10 protein-coding genes and 3 rRNA genes are annotated in these 18,340 nt (G+C 66.3%); 6 read left to right on the plus strand and 7 right to left on the minus strand.

Annotated elements, in window-relative coordinates; genetic code table 11:
* The first annotated feature begins 66 nt into the window (after window positions 1-66).
* The 5 genes from GTY58_RS21385 (at window position 67) to GTY58_RS21405 (ending at window position 7,016) form a co-directional block, all read left to right on the plus strand.
* Complete coding sequence (locus GTY58_RS21385) at window positions 67-918, plus strand: hypothetical protein (protein WP_010985528.1); 852 nt, start codon at window positions 67-69, stop codon at window positions 916-918.
* The gene (locus tag GTY58_RS21390; protein ID WP_010985529.1) at window positions 908-2,242 is read left to right on the plus strand and encodes a hypothetical protein; all 1,335 of its coding nucleotides are present in this window, start codon (window positions 908-910) and stop codon (window positions 2,240-2,242) included. The genes GTY58_RS21385 and GTY58_RS21390 overlap by 11 nt, the downstream gene beginning before the upstream one ends.
* A complete protein-coding gene (locus GTY58_RS21395) occupies window positions 2,239-3,798 on the plus strand; it encodes an SCO6880 family protein (RefSeq protein WP_037653099.1) in 1,560 nt (519 codons plus the stop codon). Before GTY58_RS21390 ends, GTY58_RS21395 begins: the two co-directional genes overlap by 4 nt.
* Before the next feature lie 45 nt (window positions 3,799-3,843).
* Window positions 3,844-5,268 carry an ATP-binding protein gene (locus tag GTY58_RS21400; RefSeq protein WP_037653102.1) on the plus strand — a complete coding sequence of 475 codons (1,425 nt, stop codon included), beginning with the start codon at window positions 3,844-3,846 and terminating at the stop codon, window positions 5,266-5,268.
* A gap of 119 nt (window positions 5,269-5,387) precedes the next feature.
* The gene (locus GTY58_RS21405; RefSeq protein ID WP_010985532.1) at window positions 5,388-7,016 is read left to right on the plus strand and encodes a type IV secretory system conjugative DNA transfer family protein; all 1,629 of its coding nucleotides are present in this window, start codon (window positions 5,388-5,390) and stop codon (window positions 7,014-7,016) included.
* Window positions 7,017-7,093: 77 nt separating this feature from the next.
* Here the strand turns inward: GTY58_RS21405 and GTY58_RS21410 are convergent, their stop codons facing one another.
* The 5 genes from GTY58_RS21410 to GTY58_RS21430 all read right to left on the minus strand — a co-directional run bounded on the left by GTY58_RS21410 (window position 7,094) and on the right by GTY58_RS21430 (window position 14,142).
* Window positions 7,094-7,639: a GNAT family N-acetyltransferase gene (locus tag GTY58_RS21410; protein WP_010985533.1), complete on the minus strand. Its 546-nt coding sequence runs from the start codon at window positions 7,637-7,639 to the stop codon at window positions 7,094-7,096.
* Window positions 7,640-7,773: 134 nt separating this feature from the next.
* Window positions 7,774-7,890: ribosomal RNA gene (rrf, locus tag GTY58_RS21415) — 5S ribosomal RNA — on the minus strand.
* Window positions 7,891-7,979: 89 nt separating this feature from the next.
* Window positions 7,980-11,102 (minus strand): 23S ribosomal RNA (locus tag GTY58_RS21420).
* Between the two features lie 312 nt (window positions 11,103-11,414).
* Window positions 11,415-12,940, minus strand: a 16S ribosomal RNA gene (locus GTY58_RS21425).
* Together the 16S, 23S and 5S rRNA genes form the textbook arrangement of a ribosomal RNA operon.
* 653 nt (window positions 12,941-13,593) lie before the next feature.
* Window positions 13,594-14,142 carry a MarR family transcriptional regulator gene (locus tag GTY58_RS21430; protein ID WP_010985534.1) on the minus strand — a complete coding sequence of 183 codons (549 nt, stop codon included), beginning with the start codon at window positions 14,140-14,142 and terminating at the stop codon, window positions 13,594-13,596.
* Between the two features lie 161 nt (window positions 14,143-14,303).
* On the opposite strand from GTY58_RS21430, the gene GTY58_RS21435 reads away from it, so the two are divergent.
* On the plus strand, window positions 14,304-15,575 hold the full coding sequence (locus GTY58_RS21435) for an MFS transporter (protein WP_010985535.1): 1,272 nt from the start codon (window positions 14,304-14,306) through the stop codon (window positions 15,573-15,575).
* A gap of 81 nt (window positions 15,576-15,656) precedes the next feature.
* Here the strand turns inward: GTY58_RS21435 and GTY58_RS21440 are convergent, their stop codons facing one another.
* Together GTY58_RS21440 and GTY58_RS21445 are read right to left on the minus strand one after the other, a co-directional pair.
* Entirely contained in the window at window positions 15,657-16,472 is an 816-nt protein-coding gene (locus GTY58_RS21440; protein ID WP_010985536.1) for a class I SAM-dependent methyltransferase, read from the minus strand.
* A 110-nt stretch (window positions 16,473-16,582) separates the two neighbouring features.
* Complete coding sequence (locus GTY58_RS21445; RefSeq protein ID WP_010985537.1) at window positions 16,583-18,232, minus strand: SpoIIE family protein phosphatase; 1,650 nt, start codon at window positions 18,230-18,232, stop codon at window positions 16,583-16,585.
* Window positions 18,233-18,340: the final 108 nt, after the last annotated feature.

The raw sequence follows: 18,340 nt of genomic DNA on the forward strand, positions 1-18,340 counted from the left end.
CTTCTACGCATTTCAATGTGAGGTGCTTCGGAGTGAGGTCCGTGAACTCGAGGGGGCGCGCACGGCATGAGTCTCGGTGACGAGCCTGGGTACGGTGACGCTCCGCGGGGCGAGGACGGGGGGTACGGCGGTACGGGGCAGACCCGTACGCGACTGCCCGACCGCGCCGGGGACGTGTACGGGGGCGCCCGCCGCGGCCGCTCCTCCTCGCGGAGCCTGGTCACGGTCGTCGGCGTGGTCGTCCTCTTGATCGCAGCCATCGCCTTCGCGAACCGCGGCGACGACGAGTCCGCCTCGGGCGCCGGGGACAGCGACAAGACGAATACGGCACCTACGGCGGCGACCGGGGAACAGCCGGTGCAGTCGAAGGTGGGCGACATCCCCGCCGGGTTCGCCCACAGCGACCAAGGGGCACAGAGCGCGGCGGCGAACTACGGCGTAGCGCTCGGCTCCACGGGCATGTTCAACGCCAACCAGCGGCACGCGATCGTCAACACCGTGTACGCCCCCGAGGTCGCCGCCGCTCGACAGTCAGATCTCGACAGGGCGTACTCCAGCGAGAAGTTCCTGGCCAACATCGGCCTCGCCAAGGACGGCTCGGCGCCCAGTGGGCAGACCTTCGTCTCACGCATCGTTCCGGTGGGCACCAAGGTCACGAAGTTCAGCACAGACAGCGCAACCGTCGAGCTCTGGTACACGTCGCTCTTCGGCCTGTCCGGCGAAAGATCCACGAACCCCGTGTCGGAGAGCTGGTTCACGACCACGTATGACCTGAAGTGGATCGACGGGGACTGGAAGATCACCGACTTCACGCAGAAGGACGGGCCGGTTCCGGTCGGACGCGACCAGCAGGCCTCCACCGCAGACGACATGACCAAGGCCGTCGAGGAGTACGGAGGGTTCACCTATGCGCGCTAAGCGTCGCGTACTCAGGGTCGCCGCCGCTGTCACGGCCGTACAGACCACAACGGTGCTGTTGGCCACCCGTGCCTTCGCCGAACCCACTCCGAAGCCGTCGAAAAGCGGCGACCCCTGCGACCTCATCCGCGGCCCCGCCAAGGACTACTGCGAACGCGGCAACCCCTCCTCCAAAACCGGCGGAGCCACCGGCGGAGACTCCCTCACCGACTCCACCCTCGACCCCCTCTCCTCCCTGGCCAAGGGCTGCGCGGACGCCGCATCCTGGACCGTCGACAAGCTGTCCGAGGCCGTCAAGAGCACCGCGAACGTCGACTTCACCAACCCCAAATTCCTCCAGCAGTACGCCGTCGTCTTCGCCGCGTCGACCATCCTGACCCTCCTGCTGTGGCTGCTGGCCGTCGCGAAGAGGGCCGTGCGAGGTGTCCCCCTCACCACGGCGATCTCCGAAGCGGTCGGGTTCCTCTGGCTCACCGTGCTCGCCTCCGCCTTCACCCCGCTGATCCTCTACACCGTCGTATCGGCGACCGACGGCGTCACTCAGGTCCTGGCGAAGACGACCGGCAACCAGACGGACACCTTCTTCGGCACGTTCTCCGCCGCCCTCGGCAAGGGCGAGAACATCGGCGGCGGCCCGATCATGCTGATCGTCGTGTCGATGGTGTCGATCCTCGCGGCCGGAGTCCTCTGGCTCGAACTCGTCGTCCGCGCCGCCCTCCTCTACGTCGGCGCCCTCCTCGGCACCGTCGTCTACGCCGGCCTCGTCGACAAGAACCTCTGGGGCCACGTCCGCCGCTGGGCGGGCATCATGATCGCCGTCATCCTCGTCAAGCCGGTCATCGTGATCGTGCTGGGGCTGGCCGGCGCCCTGTCCTCCGACGAGGGCCCCGACGCCTTCTCCGCCGTCGTCTCCGGCCTCGCGATCATCCTGCTCGCCATCTTCGCGAGCGCCATGATCTACCGCTTCGTCCCCGGCTTCGGCGACGAGATCGCGAACTCCCGCAACAACCGCATCATGCAGGGCGCCGAGGGCAAGGCCGCGGCCGTCATCAGCTCCCCGGCGACCCTCGTCGCCCAGGGCATCAAGACCCACAGCACCCGCGCCGACAACAACGGCGGCGGAGGCGGCGGCCAGTCGTCCTCCCCCCGCCCCGCCAACGCGGCGTCCGGCGGTATGGCCGCACACAGCTCGCGCCCGTCGAACGGCGGCGGCGGATCCGGCTCCTCCGCCGCGCCCCCGCCCCGCAGCAGCCCGGCCAACACCCCCCACGCCAGCAACAGCCGCAACAGCAGTAGCAACAGCTCAGGAGGTGACGGGCGTTGACGACCGAGTCCCACGTGTCCCACGTGGTCACGCCCCGCCGTACATATCTGATCGGCCGCGCCCGGCCGAACGCGATCGTCGGCCGCAACCGCGAGTCCGGCGAGATCGCACTGATCATCGCGGGCGCGTTCCTCGGCATGATGTGCGGGCTCCTCGTCCCCGTCCTCGCCCTGCGCATCGTGCTGCTGACCGGCTTCCCGATGCTCGCGCTCGCGGCGGTCTACGTCCCGTACAAGCGCCGTACGTTCTACAAGTGGTTCGAGATCAACCGCAGCTACAAGCGCACCCTGCGCCGGGGAACGACCTACCGCTCGACCGTCATGGAGGCCGGTACGCGCCTCGACGGGCGGGAGATCGAGATCGGCCCGCCCCCCGGTATCGGCCGTATCAGCTGGCTCGCCGCCCCCTTCGGACCCGACGAGATCGCCGTACTCCTGCACGCCGACCGCCGTACGGTCACGGCCGCGATCGAGATCGAGGGGCCCGGCGTGGGCCTGCGCGACAGCGAGGACCAGGAGGCCCTCGTCGACCGCTTCGGCACGCTGCTGAAGCACGTCGCGAACGGCGACGGTTTCGTCACCCGCATCCAGATGCTCGCCCGCACCCTCCCCGCCGACCCCGACGCCCACGCCAAAGACGTCGCCATGCGCGGGGACACGCGCTCGCCCGGCTGGCTCCAGCAGTCGTACGACCAGTTGCAGTCCATGGTGTCCACCAGCAGCGAGCAGCACCGCGCGTACCTCGTCGCCTGCATGCACTACTCCCGCGAACTCGCCGCCGAAGCACAGGCGATGGCCCGCGCCGCCCGGCCCCAGGCGGGTCGGAAGCTCGACCGGGACGCGGGGCTCGCCGTCGTCATGGCGCGCGAGCTGACCGACATCTGCTCGCGGCTCCAGGAAGCCGACATCCGCGTACGACAGCCGCTCGGCCAGGGCCGGCTCGCCTCCCTCGTGCACTCCATGTACGACCCGGACCACCCCATCGACCACATCCAGGCGATGACGAAACGCAATGCCTGGCCCGCCGAGCTGGACGCCATGTCGCCCACCTACCTCCAGGCGAAGACCCGCGAGTCCTCCACCCGCGCCCCCTGGTGCCACGCCACGGCCTGGGTGAAGGAGTGGCCGATGACCCCGGTGGGCGTCAACTTCCTGGCGCCCCTGCTGGTCCACACCCCGGACGTCATCCGGACCGTCGCCGTCACCATGGACCTCGAACCCACCGAGGTCGCCATCGAGCGCATGCTGACCGAGAAGACGAACGACGAGGCGGAGGCCAGCCGCGCCGCCAAGATGAACCGCACCGTGGACCCCCGCGACGTCGCCTCGCACAACCGTCTGGACCAGCGCGGCGAAGACCTCGCGAGCGGCGCCGCCGGCGTCAACCTCGTCGGCTACATCACCGTCTCCTCCCGCTCCCCCGAGGCCCTCGCCCGCGACAAGCGGACGATCCGCGCCTCGGCCGGCAAGTCGTATCTGAAGCTGGAGTGGTGCGACCGCGAGCACCATCGCGCCTTCGTCAACACACTGCCGTTCGCGACCGGAATCCGCAGGTAGGGGCTGACGTGATGATGGAATCCGAAGGTAGGGGCTGATGTGGTGATGCGGGACCCGCTGTCGATCCTCACCGACGCCTTCACGTCCTTCCTGTTCGGCAAGGTCGAGACGACGCGCCTGCCCGTGCGCACCTCCACGGGCCAGGCCCAGGCCGTCTATCTGCCCACCGCCGCCCCCGGCCTCGGCGACTCGGGCGTGATCATCGGCCGGGAGGTGTACTCCGGAAAGGGCTACATCTACGACCCCTTCCAGCTGTACGGGCAGCAGCTGCCGGCCCCGCACTGGCTGGTGCTCGGCGAATCCGGCAACGGCAAGTCAGCGCTCGAAAAGACGTACGTCCTACGCCAGCTGCGCTTCCGGGACCGGCAGGTCGTCGTCCTCGACGCGCAGGGCGAGGACGGAGTCGGCGAGTGGAACCTCATCGCCGAGGAGCTGGGGATAACCCCCATCCGGCTGGACCCGACGGCCGCCCTGGACATGGGCATCCGGCTCAACCCGCTCGACCCGGCGATCACCACCACCGGGCAGCTCGCGCTGCTCCGGACGATCATCGAGGTCGCCATGGGGCACGGCCTCGACGAGCGGTCGGGCTTCGCCCTGAAGGTCGCGCACGCCTATGTGAACGAGACGATCCTCGAGCGGCAGCCGGTGCTGACCGACATCGTGGAGCAACTGCGCCACCCCGAGCCGGAGTCGGCCGAGGCGATGAACGTCGCCCTGGACGACGTACGGGCCTGGGGCCTGGACGTGGCACTGGTCCTGGACCGCCTCGTCGACGGTGACCTGCGGGGCATGTTCGACGGCCCCACGACGGTCGGTATCGACCTGGACGCCCCGCTCATCGTCTTCGACCTGTCCCACATCGACCGCAACTCGATCGCCATGCCGATCCTGATGGCGATCGTCGGCGTATGGCTGGAGCACACCTGGATCCGCCCCGACCGGAAGAAGCGCATCTTCCTGGTCGAGGAGGCCTGGCACATCATCAACAGCCCGTTCGTGGCCCAACTCTTCCAGCGCCTGCTGAAGTTCGGCCGCCGCCTCGGCCTGTCCTTCGTGGCGGTGGTCCACCATCTGTCGGACGTGGTCGACGGGGCGGCCGCGAAGGAGGCCGCGGCGATCCTGAAGATGGCCTCGACCCGGACGATCTACGCCCAGAAGGCCGACGAGGCACGGTCGACGGGACGCGTGCTCGGGCTGCCCAGATGGGCGGTCGAGATCATCCCGACCCTGACCCCGGGCATCGCGGTGTGGGACGTGAACGGCAACGTCCAGGTGGTCAAACACCTGATCACGGAGACCGAACGCCCACTCGTCTTCACCGACCGCGCGATGACCGAGTCGTCCGCGGACCGGCTCGCCGACGACGCGCATCGCGCCGCGGAACTGGAGGCGGAGGAGCGGGCGGCGGCCTTCGTGGAACAGCACCTGAGCGACCTGGACGACTCGTCCGAGTCCACGGTGGCGTGAAGTCGGGCATGAACGCAGGCATGAACACAAACATGAACGCAGGCGTGAACCTAGGCGTGAACACGGGTGTGAGCAGGGCACGTACAGGGGCATGAGCACGGCACGAGCAGGGGCGTGACATGAGCCGGGACAGACAGACGTACCGGGACCGGGGCAGAGAGCACGATCACAGCCAGGGCGGCGTCCCCGACGGCCTGTTGATCGGGGTCCTCGCCTTCCTGCTCGGCATGACCCTGATGGTGTGGTCGGCCACGGGCCTCGCGGGCTGGTTCGCGCGGGGCGCCTGGCCGGACGCCGTGACCTTCACCCGTACGCCGCTGGCGATGCGGCACCTCATCGGCCGACCGCACGACATCCCGGGCGCGTGGCCGGACACCCCGGAAGGCCAGCTGTCGGGGTACGGCCTGTTCTGGGGCCTGTTCATCGGCCAGCTGATGGTTCTGCTCGTACTGACGGTGTTCGTGATGGGCACGGTGGCACGATGGCGAGCGGTACGGGCGGGCCGCAGGGCGTCGAGGAGCACGGCGGCGGTGGCCGCCGCCGATCCCGACCCTACGGGGCATGAGGTCCCGGCGCAGCGGGCCACAACGGAACGGACGGGAACTTCGGATCCGACCGGAACTCCGGATCCGACCGGGGCGGCGGAACCGGCCTGGACGGCGGAGCAGGCCGGGAGCGCGGCGCCGGCCGGGAGCGCGGCGCCGGCCGGGAGCGCGGCGCCGGCCGGCGGGGCGGCCCCCGCCGCTACGGGTGGCGTGGGTGGCATGGCGAAGTCCGCCGAGGAGACCGCCCTCGCCCACCTCATGGCACGTGACCGGGCGGGCGGACGGGAAATCGTCCTCGGCCCCCCGGAAACCCGAACAGCCGCCGCGACCCAGGCCATCCACGACGCGGCCGGCCCCGTCCTCGTCCTCACCTCGAACCCGGCCCTGTGGTCGGAGACGAAGGACGCCCGAGCCAAACTGGGCCCGGTCCTCCTCTACGACCCCACGCACCGTTGCGACACCCCGGCCCGCCTCCACTGGTCCCCCTCCGCCGGCTGTGAGGACAAGCCCACCGCCGTGGCCCGCGCGGCAGCACTCCTCGCCCCGGTCCGCCCCACCGCGAAGATCGACCAGGCGCTCGCCGAGACGGCCGAGACTCTTCTGCGGAGCTATCTGCACGCCGCCGCCATAGAGGGCCGCACCGTCCGCCATGTCCACCGGTGGGCCCAGGGCACCCAGGTCCAGGAGGCCGTACGCGCCCTCCGTGCGAACCCCAAGGCCGCACCCGGCGCGGGCGGCGAACTGGAGTCGGCCCTCACCTCGCACCCCGAACGCCGTGACATGGCGCAGGAGTTGACAGCGCGCGCACTGTCCTCACTCTTCACCGTCAATATCCGCGAGGCATGCACACCCAACCGAAATGACAGCCTCGCCTTGGATTCCTTCGTGGATGAAGGGGGCACGCTTTATGTGGTCGGTGAACCCATCGAGGACCCCAGGCAGCATCCCGGCGCCATGCCGTTCCTGACGGCCCTCGTCTCACACGTGGTCGAGCGCGGCCGTCGCATGGCCGAACGGTCATCCTCCGGTCGCCTCGACCCACCACTTACGCTCGTCCTCGACGACGTCGCGGCGGTGGCTCCGCTTCCCCAGCTCCCGGAGCTGCTGTCGACCGGAGCGGACCGGGGCATGCCGACCCTGGCCCTGCTCCGGTCCCAGGAACAGGCCCGGTCCCGCTGGCCGCAGTACGAACTACCTGTCTGACAAGGCCCTTCGCCCCGGCAGCGGCGCGGAGCAGCCCGCCCGATCAGACCCAGACCCGCCTCATGAGACCTGCTCGATCAGGTGCGCTCGATCACGAATTCCAACTCCTGATCCCCGGAGTCCCCGGGCGCCGGCACGCTCACGCCGCTCGGCATGAACCCTGCCTTGCGGTAGAACGCCTCGGCCCGCCCGTTCTTCTCGTGCACGAAGAGCCGTACGCGTTCGAGCCCAGCGGCCCAGGACCACTCCAGAGCCGCGTCGAAGAGCGCCCGGGTCACCCCGCTCCCCCGATGTTCCGGCCGCACGAAGACGCCGACGACGTGCCCTTGTCGCCGCTCGACCGCGACGTCGAACGGATCCCGTGACCCGGCTTCCTCGACCAGTACGGTCACGCTGCCGGCCCATTCCCCGTCAGGCCCCTCGGCGATGATCTGCTGCCGCTCGGCAACCCCTTCGGCGGCCCCCGCCGTCCGGTCCTGCCAGTAGGAGTCCGGCCTGGCGACGGCGTCGTCGTACGTCTCCAGGAACGCCAGATGCGCAACGGGGTCCTGGAGCGCGACAAGCCGCAGCTTCTTGGCCTCGGCCCACTCGCCGGTGCGTATGGAACGGATCAGGTGGCTCATGCGATCACCGTAATACGCGGTTGCGACACCGCTCAGCCATTTTCTCGACTGGCGTGGACATGACCAAACAGTGAACGCGAAAAAGCCCCAACTCTCGGGCATATAGCCGGAGTTGGGGCTTCTTCTTAAAATTTGTTCGGCGGCGTCCTACTCTCCCACAGGGTCCCCCCTGCAGTACCATCGGCGCTGTAAGGCTTAGCTTCCGGGTTCGGAATGTAACCGGGCGTTTCCCTCACGCTATGACCACCGAAACACTATGAAACTGTCAACCGCACCATCCCGTGACCATGGAATGGGGTTGTTCGTGGTTTCAGAACCAACACAGTGGACGCGAGCAACTGAGGACAAGCCCTCGGCCTATTAGTACCAGTCACCTCCAGCGGTTACCCGCCTTCCAGATCTGGCCTATCAACCCAGTCGTCTACTGGGAGCCTTACCCTCTCAAGGAGGTGGGAATACTCATCTCGAAGCAGGCTTCCCGCTTAGATGCTTTCAGCGGTTATCCCTCCCGAACGTAGCCAACCAGCCATGCCCTTGGCAGGACAACTGGCACACCAGAGGTTCGTCCGTCCCGGTCCTCTCGTACTAGGGACAGCCCTTCTCAATATTCCTGCGCGCGCAGCGGATAGGGACCGAACTGTCTCACGACGTTCTAAACCCAGCTCGCGTACCGCTTTAATGGGCGAACAGCCCAACCCTTGGGACCGACTCCAGCCCCAGGATGCGACGAGCCGACATCGAGGTGCCAAACCATCCCGTCGATATGGACTCTTGGGGAAGATCAGCCTGTTATCCCCGGGGTACCTTTTATCCGTTGAGCGACGGCGCTTCCACAAGCCACCGCCGGATCACTAGTCCCGACTTTCGTCCCTGCTCGACCCGTCGGTCTCACAGTCAAGCTCCCTTGTGCACTTACACTCAACACCTGATTGCCAACCAGGCTGAGGGAACCTTTGGGCGCCTCCGTTACTCTTTAGGAGGCAACCGCCCCAGTTAAACTACCCATCAGACACTGTCCCTGATCCGGATCACGGACCCAGGTTAGACATCCAGCACGACCAGACTGGTATTTCAACGACGACTCCACCCACACTGGCGTGCGGGCTTCAAAGTCTCCCAGCTATCCTACACAAGCCGAACCGAACACCAATATCAAACTGTAGTAAAGGTCCCGGGGTCTTTCCGTCCTGCTGCGCGAAACGAGCATCTTTACTCGTAGTGCAATTTCACCGGGCCTATGGTTGAGACAGTCGAGAAGTCGTTACGCCATTCGTGCAGGTCGGAACTTACCCGACAAGGAATTTCGCTACCTTAGGATGGTTATAGTTACCACCGCCGTTTACTGGCGCTTAAGTTCTCAGCTTCGCCAAACCGAAGTTTGACTAACCGGTCCCCTTAACGTTCCAGCACCGGGCAGGCGTCAGTCCGTATACATCGCCTTACGGCTTCGCACGGACCTGTGTTTTTAGTAAACAGTCGCTTCTCGCTGGTCTCTGCGGCCACCCCCAGCTCACCAAGTAAATTGGATCACCAGTGATGGCCCCCCTTCTCCCGAAGTTACGGGGGCATTTTGCCGAGTTCCTTAACCATAGTTCACCCGAACGCCTCGGTATTCTCTACCTGACCACCTGAGTCGGTTTAGGGTACGGGCCGCCATGAAACTCGCTAGAGGCTTTTCTCGACAGCATAGGATCATCCACTTCACCACAATCGGCTCGGCATCAGGTCTCAGCCTTAATGCGCGACGGATTTACCTATCGCACGGCCTACACCCTTACCCCGGGACAACCACCGCCCGGGATGGACTACCTTCCTGCGTCACCCCATCACTCACCTACTACCACCTTGGGTCAGCGGCTCCACCACTCCCCTTTGCCCGAAGGCTCCAGGGCGGCTTCACGGCCTTAGCATTAATGGGCTCGATGTTTGACGCTTCACAGCGGGTACCGGAATATCAACCGGTTATCCATCGACTACGCCTGTCGGCCTCGCCTTAGGTCCCGACTTACCCTGGGCAGATCAGCTTGACCCAGGAACCCTTAGTCAATCGGCGCACACGTTTCTCACGTGTGTATCGCTACTCATGCCTGCATTCTCACTCGTGAACCGTCCACCACTGCCTTCCGGCGCGGCTTCACCCGGCACACGACGCTCCCCTACCCATCCATACAGGCGTTGGCCCTATTGTATGAATGACACGACTTCGGCGGTACGCTTGAGCCCCGCTACATTGTCGGCGCGGAATCACTAGACCAGTGAGCTATTACGCACTCTTTCAAGGGTGGCTGCTTCTAAGCCAACCTCCTGGTTGTCTGTGCGACTCCACATCCTTTCCCACTTAGCGTACGCTTAGGGGCCTTAGTCGATGCTCTGGGCTGTTTCCCTCTCGACCATGGAGCTTATCCCCCACAGTCTCACTGCCGCGCTCTCACTTACCGGCATTCGGAGTTTGGCTAAGGTCAGTAACCCGGTAGGGCCCATCGCCTATCCAGTGCTCTACCTCCGGCAAGAAACACACGACGCTGCACCTAAATGCATTTCGGGGAGAACCAGCTATCACGGAGTTTGATTGGCCTTTCACCCCTAACCACAGGTCATCCCCCAGGTTTTCAACCCTGGTGGGTTCGGTCCTCCACGAAGTCTTACCTCCGCTTCAACCTGCCCATGGCTAGATCACTCCGCTTCGGGTCTTGAGCGCGCTACTAAATCGCCCTATTCGGACTCGCTTTCGCTACGGCTTCCCCACACGGGTTAACCTCGCAACACACCGCAAACTCGCAGGCTCATTCTTCAAAAGGCACGCAGTCACGACGCACCGAGTAAACTCGATGCGCGACGCTCCCACGGCTTGTAGGCACACGGTTTCAGGTACTATTTCACTCCGCTCCCGCGGTACTTTTCACCATTCCCTCACGGTACTATCCGCTATCGGTCACCAGGGAATATTTAGGCTTAGCGGGTGGTCCCGCCAGATTCACACGGGATTTCTCGGGCCCCGTGCTACTTGGGTGTCTCTCAAACGAGCCGCTGATGTTTCGACTACGGGGGTCTTACCCTCTACGCCGGACCTTTCGCATGTCCTTCGCCTACATCAACGGTTTCTGACTCGTCTCACGGCCGGCAGACCGTAAAAGAGAGATCCCACAACCCCGTATACGCAACCCCTGCCGGGTCTCACACGCATACGGTTTGGCCTCATCCAGTTTCGCTCGCCACTACTCCCGGAATCACGGTTGTTTTCTCTTCCTGCGGGTACTGAGATGTTTCACTTCCCCGCGTTCCCTCCACATACCCTATGTGTTCAGGTATGGGTGACAGCCCATGACGACTGCCGGGTTTCCCCATTCGGAAACCCCCGGATCAAAGCCTGGTTGACGGCTCCCCGGGGACTATCGTGGCCTCCCACGTCCTTCATCGGTTCCTGGTGCCAAGGCATCCACCGTGCGCCCTTAAAAACTTGGCCACAGATGCTCGCGTCCACTGTGCAGTTCTCAAACAACGACCAACCACCCGTCACAACCCGCCGAAGCAGATCTTTACCGGGGCCGGCACTGAAGGCAGCCACAATCGGCCGTACCCTCAGACACCCAACAGCGTGCCCGACACCCTCGCCCTCCCATGTTCGCTTTCCACGCCGAAGCAGTACTTGCCAACCTGAGCAGGTCGAGTGTGCCGAATAATCAACGTTCCACCCTTGAGCAACCAGCATCAGACAGTCGCTGATGTACTGGCCTCTGACCTCACCCCGAAGGGATCGGTAAGAAGTGCTCCTTAGAAAGGAGGTGATCCAGCCGCACCTTCCGGTACGGCTACCTTGTTACGACTTCGTCCCAATCGCCAGTCCCACCTTCGACAGCTCCCTCCCACAAGGGGTTGGGCCACCGGCTTCGGGTGTTACCGACTTTCGTGACGTGACGGGCGGTGTGTACAAGGCCCGGGAACGTATTCACCGCAGCAATGCTGATCTGCGATTACTAGCAACTCCAACTTCATGGGGTCGAGTTGCAGACCCCAATCCGAACTGAGACCGACTTTTTGAGATTCGCTCCACCTTGCGGTATCGCAGCTCATTGTATCGGCCATTGTAGCACGTGTGCAGCCCAAGACATAAGGGGCATGATGACTTGACGTCGTCCCCACCTTCCTCCGAGTTGACCCCGGCGGTCTCCTGTGAGTCCCCATCACCCCGAAGGGCATGCTGGCAACACAGAACAAGGGTTGCGCTCGTTGCGGGACTTAACCCAACATCTCACGACACGAGCTGACGACAGCCATGCACCACCTGTACACCGACCACAAGGGGGGCACTATCTCTAATGCTTTCCGGTGTATGTCAAGCCTTGGTAAGGTTCTTCGCGTTGCGTCGAATTAAGCCACATGCTCCGCTGCTTGTGCGGGCCCCCGTCAATTCCTTTGAGTTTTAGCCTTGCGGCCGTACTCCCCAGGCGGGGAACTTAATGCGTTAGCTGCGGCACCGACGACGTGGAATGTCGCCAACACCTAGTTCCCACCGTTTACGGCGTGGACTACCAGGGTATCTAATCCTGTTCGCTCCCCACGCTTTCGCTCCTCAGCGTCAGTAATGGCCCAGAGATCCGCCTTCGCCACCGGTGTTCCTCCTGATATCTGCGCATTTCACCGCTACACCAGGAATTCCGATCTCCCCTACCACACTCTAGCTAGCCCGTATCGAATGCAGACCCGGGGTTAAGCCCCGGGCTTTCACACCCGACGTGACAAGCCGCCTACGAGCTCTTTACGCCCAATAATTCCGGACAACGCTTGCGCCCTACGTATTACCGCGGCTGCTGGCACGTAGTTAGCCGGCGCTTCTTCTGCAGGTACCGTCACTTTCGCTTCTTCCCTGCTGAAAGAGGTTTACAACCCGAAGGCCGTCATCCCTCACGCGGCGTCGCTGCATCAGGCTTTCGCCCATTGTGCAATATTCCCCACTGCTGCCTCCCGTAGGAGTCTGGGCCGTGTCTCAGTCCCAGTGTGGCCGGTCGCCCTCTCAGGCCGGCTACCCGTCGTCGCCTTGGTGAGCCACTACCTCACCAACAAGCTGATAGGCCGCGGGCTCATCCTGCACCGCCGGAGCTTTTAACCCTCACAGATGCCTGCGAGAGTATTATCCGGTATTAGACCCCGTTTCCAGGGCTTGTCCCAGAGTGCAGGGCAGATTGCCCACGTGTTACTCACCCGTTCGCCACTAATCCACCCCGAAGGGCTTCATCGTTCGACTTGCATGTGTTAAGCACGCCGCCAGCGTTCGTCCTGAGCCAGGATCAAACTCTCCGTGAATGTTTTCCCGTAATCGGGACGACACCACGAGAGCGGAACAGCCGGGCGGAATAAGCCCAGCCGTTCACAGCGTCCTCGCTGTGCGCCTACCGAACAACGTCGGCAGGACTTTTTCAAAGGAACCTCGTCCCAGCCGATCGGCCGGAGACGGGGTATCAACATATCTGGCGTTGATTTTTGGCACGCTGTTGAGTTCTCAAGGAACGGACGCTTCCTTTGTACTCACCCGAGAGACTCTCTCAGGCTTTCCTCCGGGCGCTTCCCTTCGGTCTTGCGTTTCCGACTCTATCAGACCGTTTTCCGATCCGATTTCCTCGGTGCTTTCCAGGTTTCCGCTTTCGCGTTTCCCTTTCCGGCGGTTCCGACTCTATCAGATCCTTTCGGGCCTGATTCCCAGTCAGCGGGTGTTGTCTTCGCGGCTGTTGGGCCGTTCCGACGTCTCAAACCTTAGCGGATTCTCCCGGCGACTCATAATCGAGCCGTGGAATTGAATTCGGGCACGCCGAATTCGACCCCGGTAGGGAGATCGTGCTGGTGGTTTGTTGTGCCGCTTGAGCGGCGGGAGTGCTGTCGCAGAACCGTTACGGCTCCGTGGCAACTCGAAGAATCTTACACATCCAGGGAGTGGCGGTCAACATCCCTGGGCAAGATCTTCAGTCCAGGTCGCTGAGCCGTCCGCCCGCGTCCGGCTGGGCGTGCTCCACGCGCCGCAGGAGACGGGTCAGGACCTCGCCCAGGGCGGCGCGTTCCTCGGCCGACAGGTCCTGGAGGAGGTCCTCCTCGAAGACGCTGGCGAGGCGCATCGCCTCCAGCCACTTCTCGCGGCCCTCCGCGGTCAGCTCGACGATCACGCGGACGCGGTTCGACTCGTCCCGCTCCCTGGTGACCAGCCCCTCCGCCAGCATGCGGTCGATCCGGTGGGTCATCGCGGCCGGCGTGAGCCCCAGTCGCTTCGCCAGGTCACCCGGGCCCAGCCGATAGGGGGCGCCGGAGAGGACGAGGGCCTTGAGGACCTCCCACTCGGCGTTGCTGATCCCGAGAGCCGCGGTCTGACGGCCGTAGGCGACGTTCATGCGGCGGTTGAGCCGGGAGAGCGCCGAGACGATCTTCTCGACCTGGGGATCGAGGTCCTGGAACTCGCGCTGGTAGGCGGCGATCTGTTCGTCGAGTGTCGGCTCGCCGGCGCCGGGGGTGTCGGCCATGGCCGCAGTATGGCACGCGTTCGCTTGGCGTCGAAGTCCTTCTAGGTGTACTGTTTAGGATCTAACTTTAGCTTCGAAGTCTTCAGGGCTAACCACTTCACACCTACATGGGTGCGCGTGGTCGGCCCTCCTCTCTAGGGCAGGTGAACGTGACCAGGGCAATGGGCGCAGCGATGCGCCGGATCCATGTGGGCAACGCACTCAGCGCGTTCGGCCTCGGCTTCACCGTCCCGTATCTGTACGTCTATGTGGCGCAGGTACGGGATCTCGGTGCTGTGACGGCGGGTCTCGTACTCGCGGTCTTTGCCGTGGCCGCACTCGTGGTGCTTCCGTTCGCCGGGCGAGCCATCGTCCGGCGCGGCCCGCTGCCGGTGCTGCTCGCCGCCCTGGTCACCGCCGCGTTCGGCGCACTGAGCCTGGGACTGGCGAGCAGCGCCACGACTGTGTTGCTGTCGGCGGCCGCGCTGGGTGCCGGGCAGGCCGTGATGCAGCCGGCGCTGGCCACGATGATCGTGGACTGCTCGACGGCGGAGACCCGGTCGCGGGCGTTCGCCATGCAGTTCTTCCTGGCGAACCTCGGGCTCGGTATCGGCGGCCTCATCGGCGGCCACCTCGTCGACGCGTCCCGGGCCGGCTCCTTCACACTGCTGTTCGCGATCGAGGCGGTGATGTTCCTGCTGCTCGTCGTGATCATGTCGACGGTACGGATGCCGCACGCCCCGAAGATCGAGGGCTCCGCTCCGCAGGCCGAGGGCAGCTGGAAGCAGCTGCTCGGCAACCGGGCCATGGTGCAGCTGTGCGTCGTGGGCTTCGTGCTGTTCTTCGCCTGCTACGGGCAGTTCGAGTCGGGGCTGAGCGCGTACGGCGTCGAGGCGGCCGGTATCTCCACCTCCGCGCTTGGTACGGCCCTCGCGGCGAACACGGCGATGATCGTGGTCGCGCAGTTCGCCGTGCTGAAGTTCGTCGAGCGGCGCAAGCGGTCCCGGGTGATCGCCGCCGTCGGGCTGATCTGGGCCGTGGCGTGGCTCGCGGCCGGGTACGCGGGGCTCGGGCACGGCAGCCGGACCATGGCGACCGCCGCGTTCATCTCCACGTACGCGCTGTTCGGGCTCGGGGAGGCAATGCTGTCGCCGACCGTGGCCCCGCTGGTCGCCGATCTGGCGCCGACGGGCCTGGCGGGTCAGTACAACTCGGCCTTTGCCCTGGTCAAGCAGCTCGCGCTGGCCATCGGTCCGGCGGTGGGCGGTCCCATGGGGGCGTCCCTGCACGCGCCGTACATCGTGACGTTCCTGCTGTTCTCGCTGGGCATCACGTTCCTCGCGGTGCGGCTCGGGCGACAGCTCACCCCGGTGCAGAACCAGCCGTCCCTCGCGAAGAGCCGGGTGGTCGCCCAGGGCGGGGCGCCCGCGGAGCCGCTCCCCGCGAACGTGTGATCGACGTACGACACCCGTAGGCATCGAGAACCTGTACGACGGCCGCCGCCCACCACGCGTGGGGGCGGCCGTCGCTCGTTCTCAGCGGATGCCTGTGACCAGGGTGGCCGTGAAGGGCAGGGTCGCCGTGCCGTCCGGTGTGGTGCGGTCGGCGAGGCGGGCGCACATCGCGCGGCCCACGCCGGCGAGTGCCTCCGGGCCGCCGGTATCGACGATCTCCTGGCCCCAGGGCAGCGCCGAGAGATGGCCGGGGGCGAAGTCGGCCAGTCGGGGCAGGGCGATACCGAAGGTGACCTCGCGGGCGGTCGTGTGCTGGAAGCCGGCCGAGCGGAACGCGGCCGTGAGCCGTTCGGCCGTACAGGTGAAGGCCTTGGTGTATTCGGCCGCGGTCTCCTCGCCGCCGTACTTCTTGATGGCCTCGTACTGGGCGGCGAAGTACGGGGAGAGGTCCTTGGGTGCCCAGACGGTGGCCGCGAAACGGCCCCCGGGGCGGGTGACACGGGCCGTCTCCGCCGCTGCCGCGTCCAGGTCCGCGAAGAACTGGGCGCCCTGCTGGCAGACGACCGCGTCGAAGGCCGCGTCGGTATGGGGGAGTTTCTCGGCGGAGGCCTCGGTGAACTCGATGTCGGGGTACATGCGCGGACGGTGGGCGGCGGCCACCCTGAGCATGCCTTCATCGGGGTCGATTCCCGACACCCGGCCCGCCGGGCCGACCAGCGGGGCCGCGGCCCGGGCCGCGAAGCCCGTGCCGCAGGCGAGATCGAGCACCGCGGCGCCCGGGAACAGGTCGACGGCGTCCAGGACGGCCGTCACGAAGGGCGCCGCGATCGGCGCGACGTACTGCTCGTAGCGCTCCGGGGCGCTGCCTTTGGACTGAAAGCCCGATTCGTCTGCCATGGGTGAGCTACTAGCACCGCACGCCGGAGATGGCCAGATGACGCGCGGCGGTCTCGCTTGTCCGACGCCGTCCAGCTCTGCCCGTATCCGTCTGTTTCTGCTTCGTGCTCCTATGTGGTGCGCGGGAGTGCGAACTCGCACCACACCGCCTTGCCGCCGCCCGGAGTGCGACGGGAGCCCCAGCTCGAGGCGATCGTCGCCACGATCGCGATGCCCCGGCCCGCCTCGTCCGCCGGTTCGGCGCGGCGGCGGCGCGGGAGGTGGTCGTCGCCGTCGGTCACCTCGACGATCAGGCGGCGGTCGGTGCGGCGCAGCCGCAGACGCATCGGCGGGGTGCCGTGCTGGAGGGAGTTGGCGACCAGCTCGCTCGCGGCCAGCACGCCCAGGTCGTGCAGTTCGGTCGGGAAGCGCCAGCTGGTCAGGACGCCGGAGGCGAAGGCACGCGCGCGTGGCGCCGCTTCCACGCCGCCGAGCAGCTCCAGCGCCGCGTTGCGGAAGAGGTCGCTGTCGGCGCCCGTGCGGGCCGGGTGCTGGAGGACCAGGACCGCCACGTCGTCGTCGTGGTCGGCGGTCACCCCGGCCGAGCGGACCAGCCGGTCGCAGACCACCTGGGGCGTGCCCGTGGCGCCCGCCAGCGCGCGCGACAGGGCGGCGATGCCCTCGTCGAGATCCTGATCGCGGCGCTCGACCAGACCGTCCGTGTAGAGCACGGCCGTGGAGCCGGGGCCGAGCGGGACCGAGCCCGAGGCGTGCATCCAGCCGCCCGTGCCGAGCGGCGGCCCGGTGGGCTCGTCGGCACGCAGGACGATGCCGCTGTCGTCGCGCACCAGGATCGGGAGGTGGCCGGCGGAGGCGTACACCAGGCGGCCCTCGTTGGGGTCGTGGACGGCGTACACACAGGTGGCGATCTGGTTGGCGTCGATCTCCGCGGCGAGGCCGTCCAGGAGCTGGAGGACCTCGTGCGGGGGCAGGTCGAGTCGGGCGTACGCGCGGACGGCCGTACGGAGTTGGCCCATCACCGCTGCCGCGCGTACGCCTCTGCCCATCACGTCGCCGATGACGAGGGCCGTGCGGCCGCCGCCGAGGGTGATGACGTCGTACCAGTCGCCGCCGACCGCGGCCTCGGTGCCGCCGGGCTGGTACGTGGCCGCGATGCGCAGGTCGTCGGGCTCCTCCAGCTCCTGGGGGAGCAGGGAGCGCTGAAGTGTCACCGCCGTTTCGCGCTGCCCGCGCTCACTGGCGCGCAGCCGTTCGGCGGCCTCGGCGTGGTCGGTGACGTCGACGGCGAAGACGAGGACGCCGCCGTCCTTGTCTTCGGACGCGTCCACCGGCGTGCACGTGAACGTGTACGAGCGGCCGCCCGGGGTCTTGCGGGACTTGACCGTGCGCGACTTGGAGCTGCGCAGCACCTGGTCGAGGAGCGGGAGCAGGCCGAGCTCGTCCAGCTCGGGCAGCCCCTTGCGGGCGGGTTCGCCGACGGGACGCTCGCCGAAGGCCGCCGTATAGGCGTCGTTGACGTACGCGATGCGGTGGTCGGGGCCGTGGACGAGGGCGACGAGAGCCGGGACGCGGTCGAGGACGTCCCGTACCGGCAGTTCGTCGACGGCGGGCACGCGCTGCGTGTCGTCGGTGAGCTGCTCGCCCCGGGCTGTGGGCACGGAGCCGTCCCCCCGCCGGTCCGGGGAGACCGTGTGCTCGGCCCGCGCTGCGGCGCGGCGCTGCGTTCCGGGGAGCCGGGCGCTCCAGCGCGTGAAGTTCACTTGGGGGAAGCCTCGTAGGTTCGAAGAGCGAGCGGTCCGCCCGCCCAAGGTCGTGGACCAGTCTGGCCGACCGGGCCGACATCCGTCAGACGTCGGCCCTTCCGGGGG

The sequence above is a fragment of the Streptomyces sp. SID5469 genome, assembly GCF_009862865.1.
Taxonomy (GTDB): domain Bacteria; phylum Actinomycetota; class Actinomycetes; order Streptomycetales; family Streptomycetaceae; genus Streptomyces; species Streptomyces avermitilis.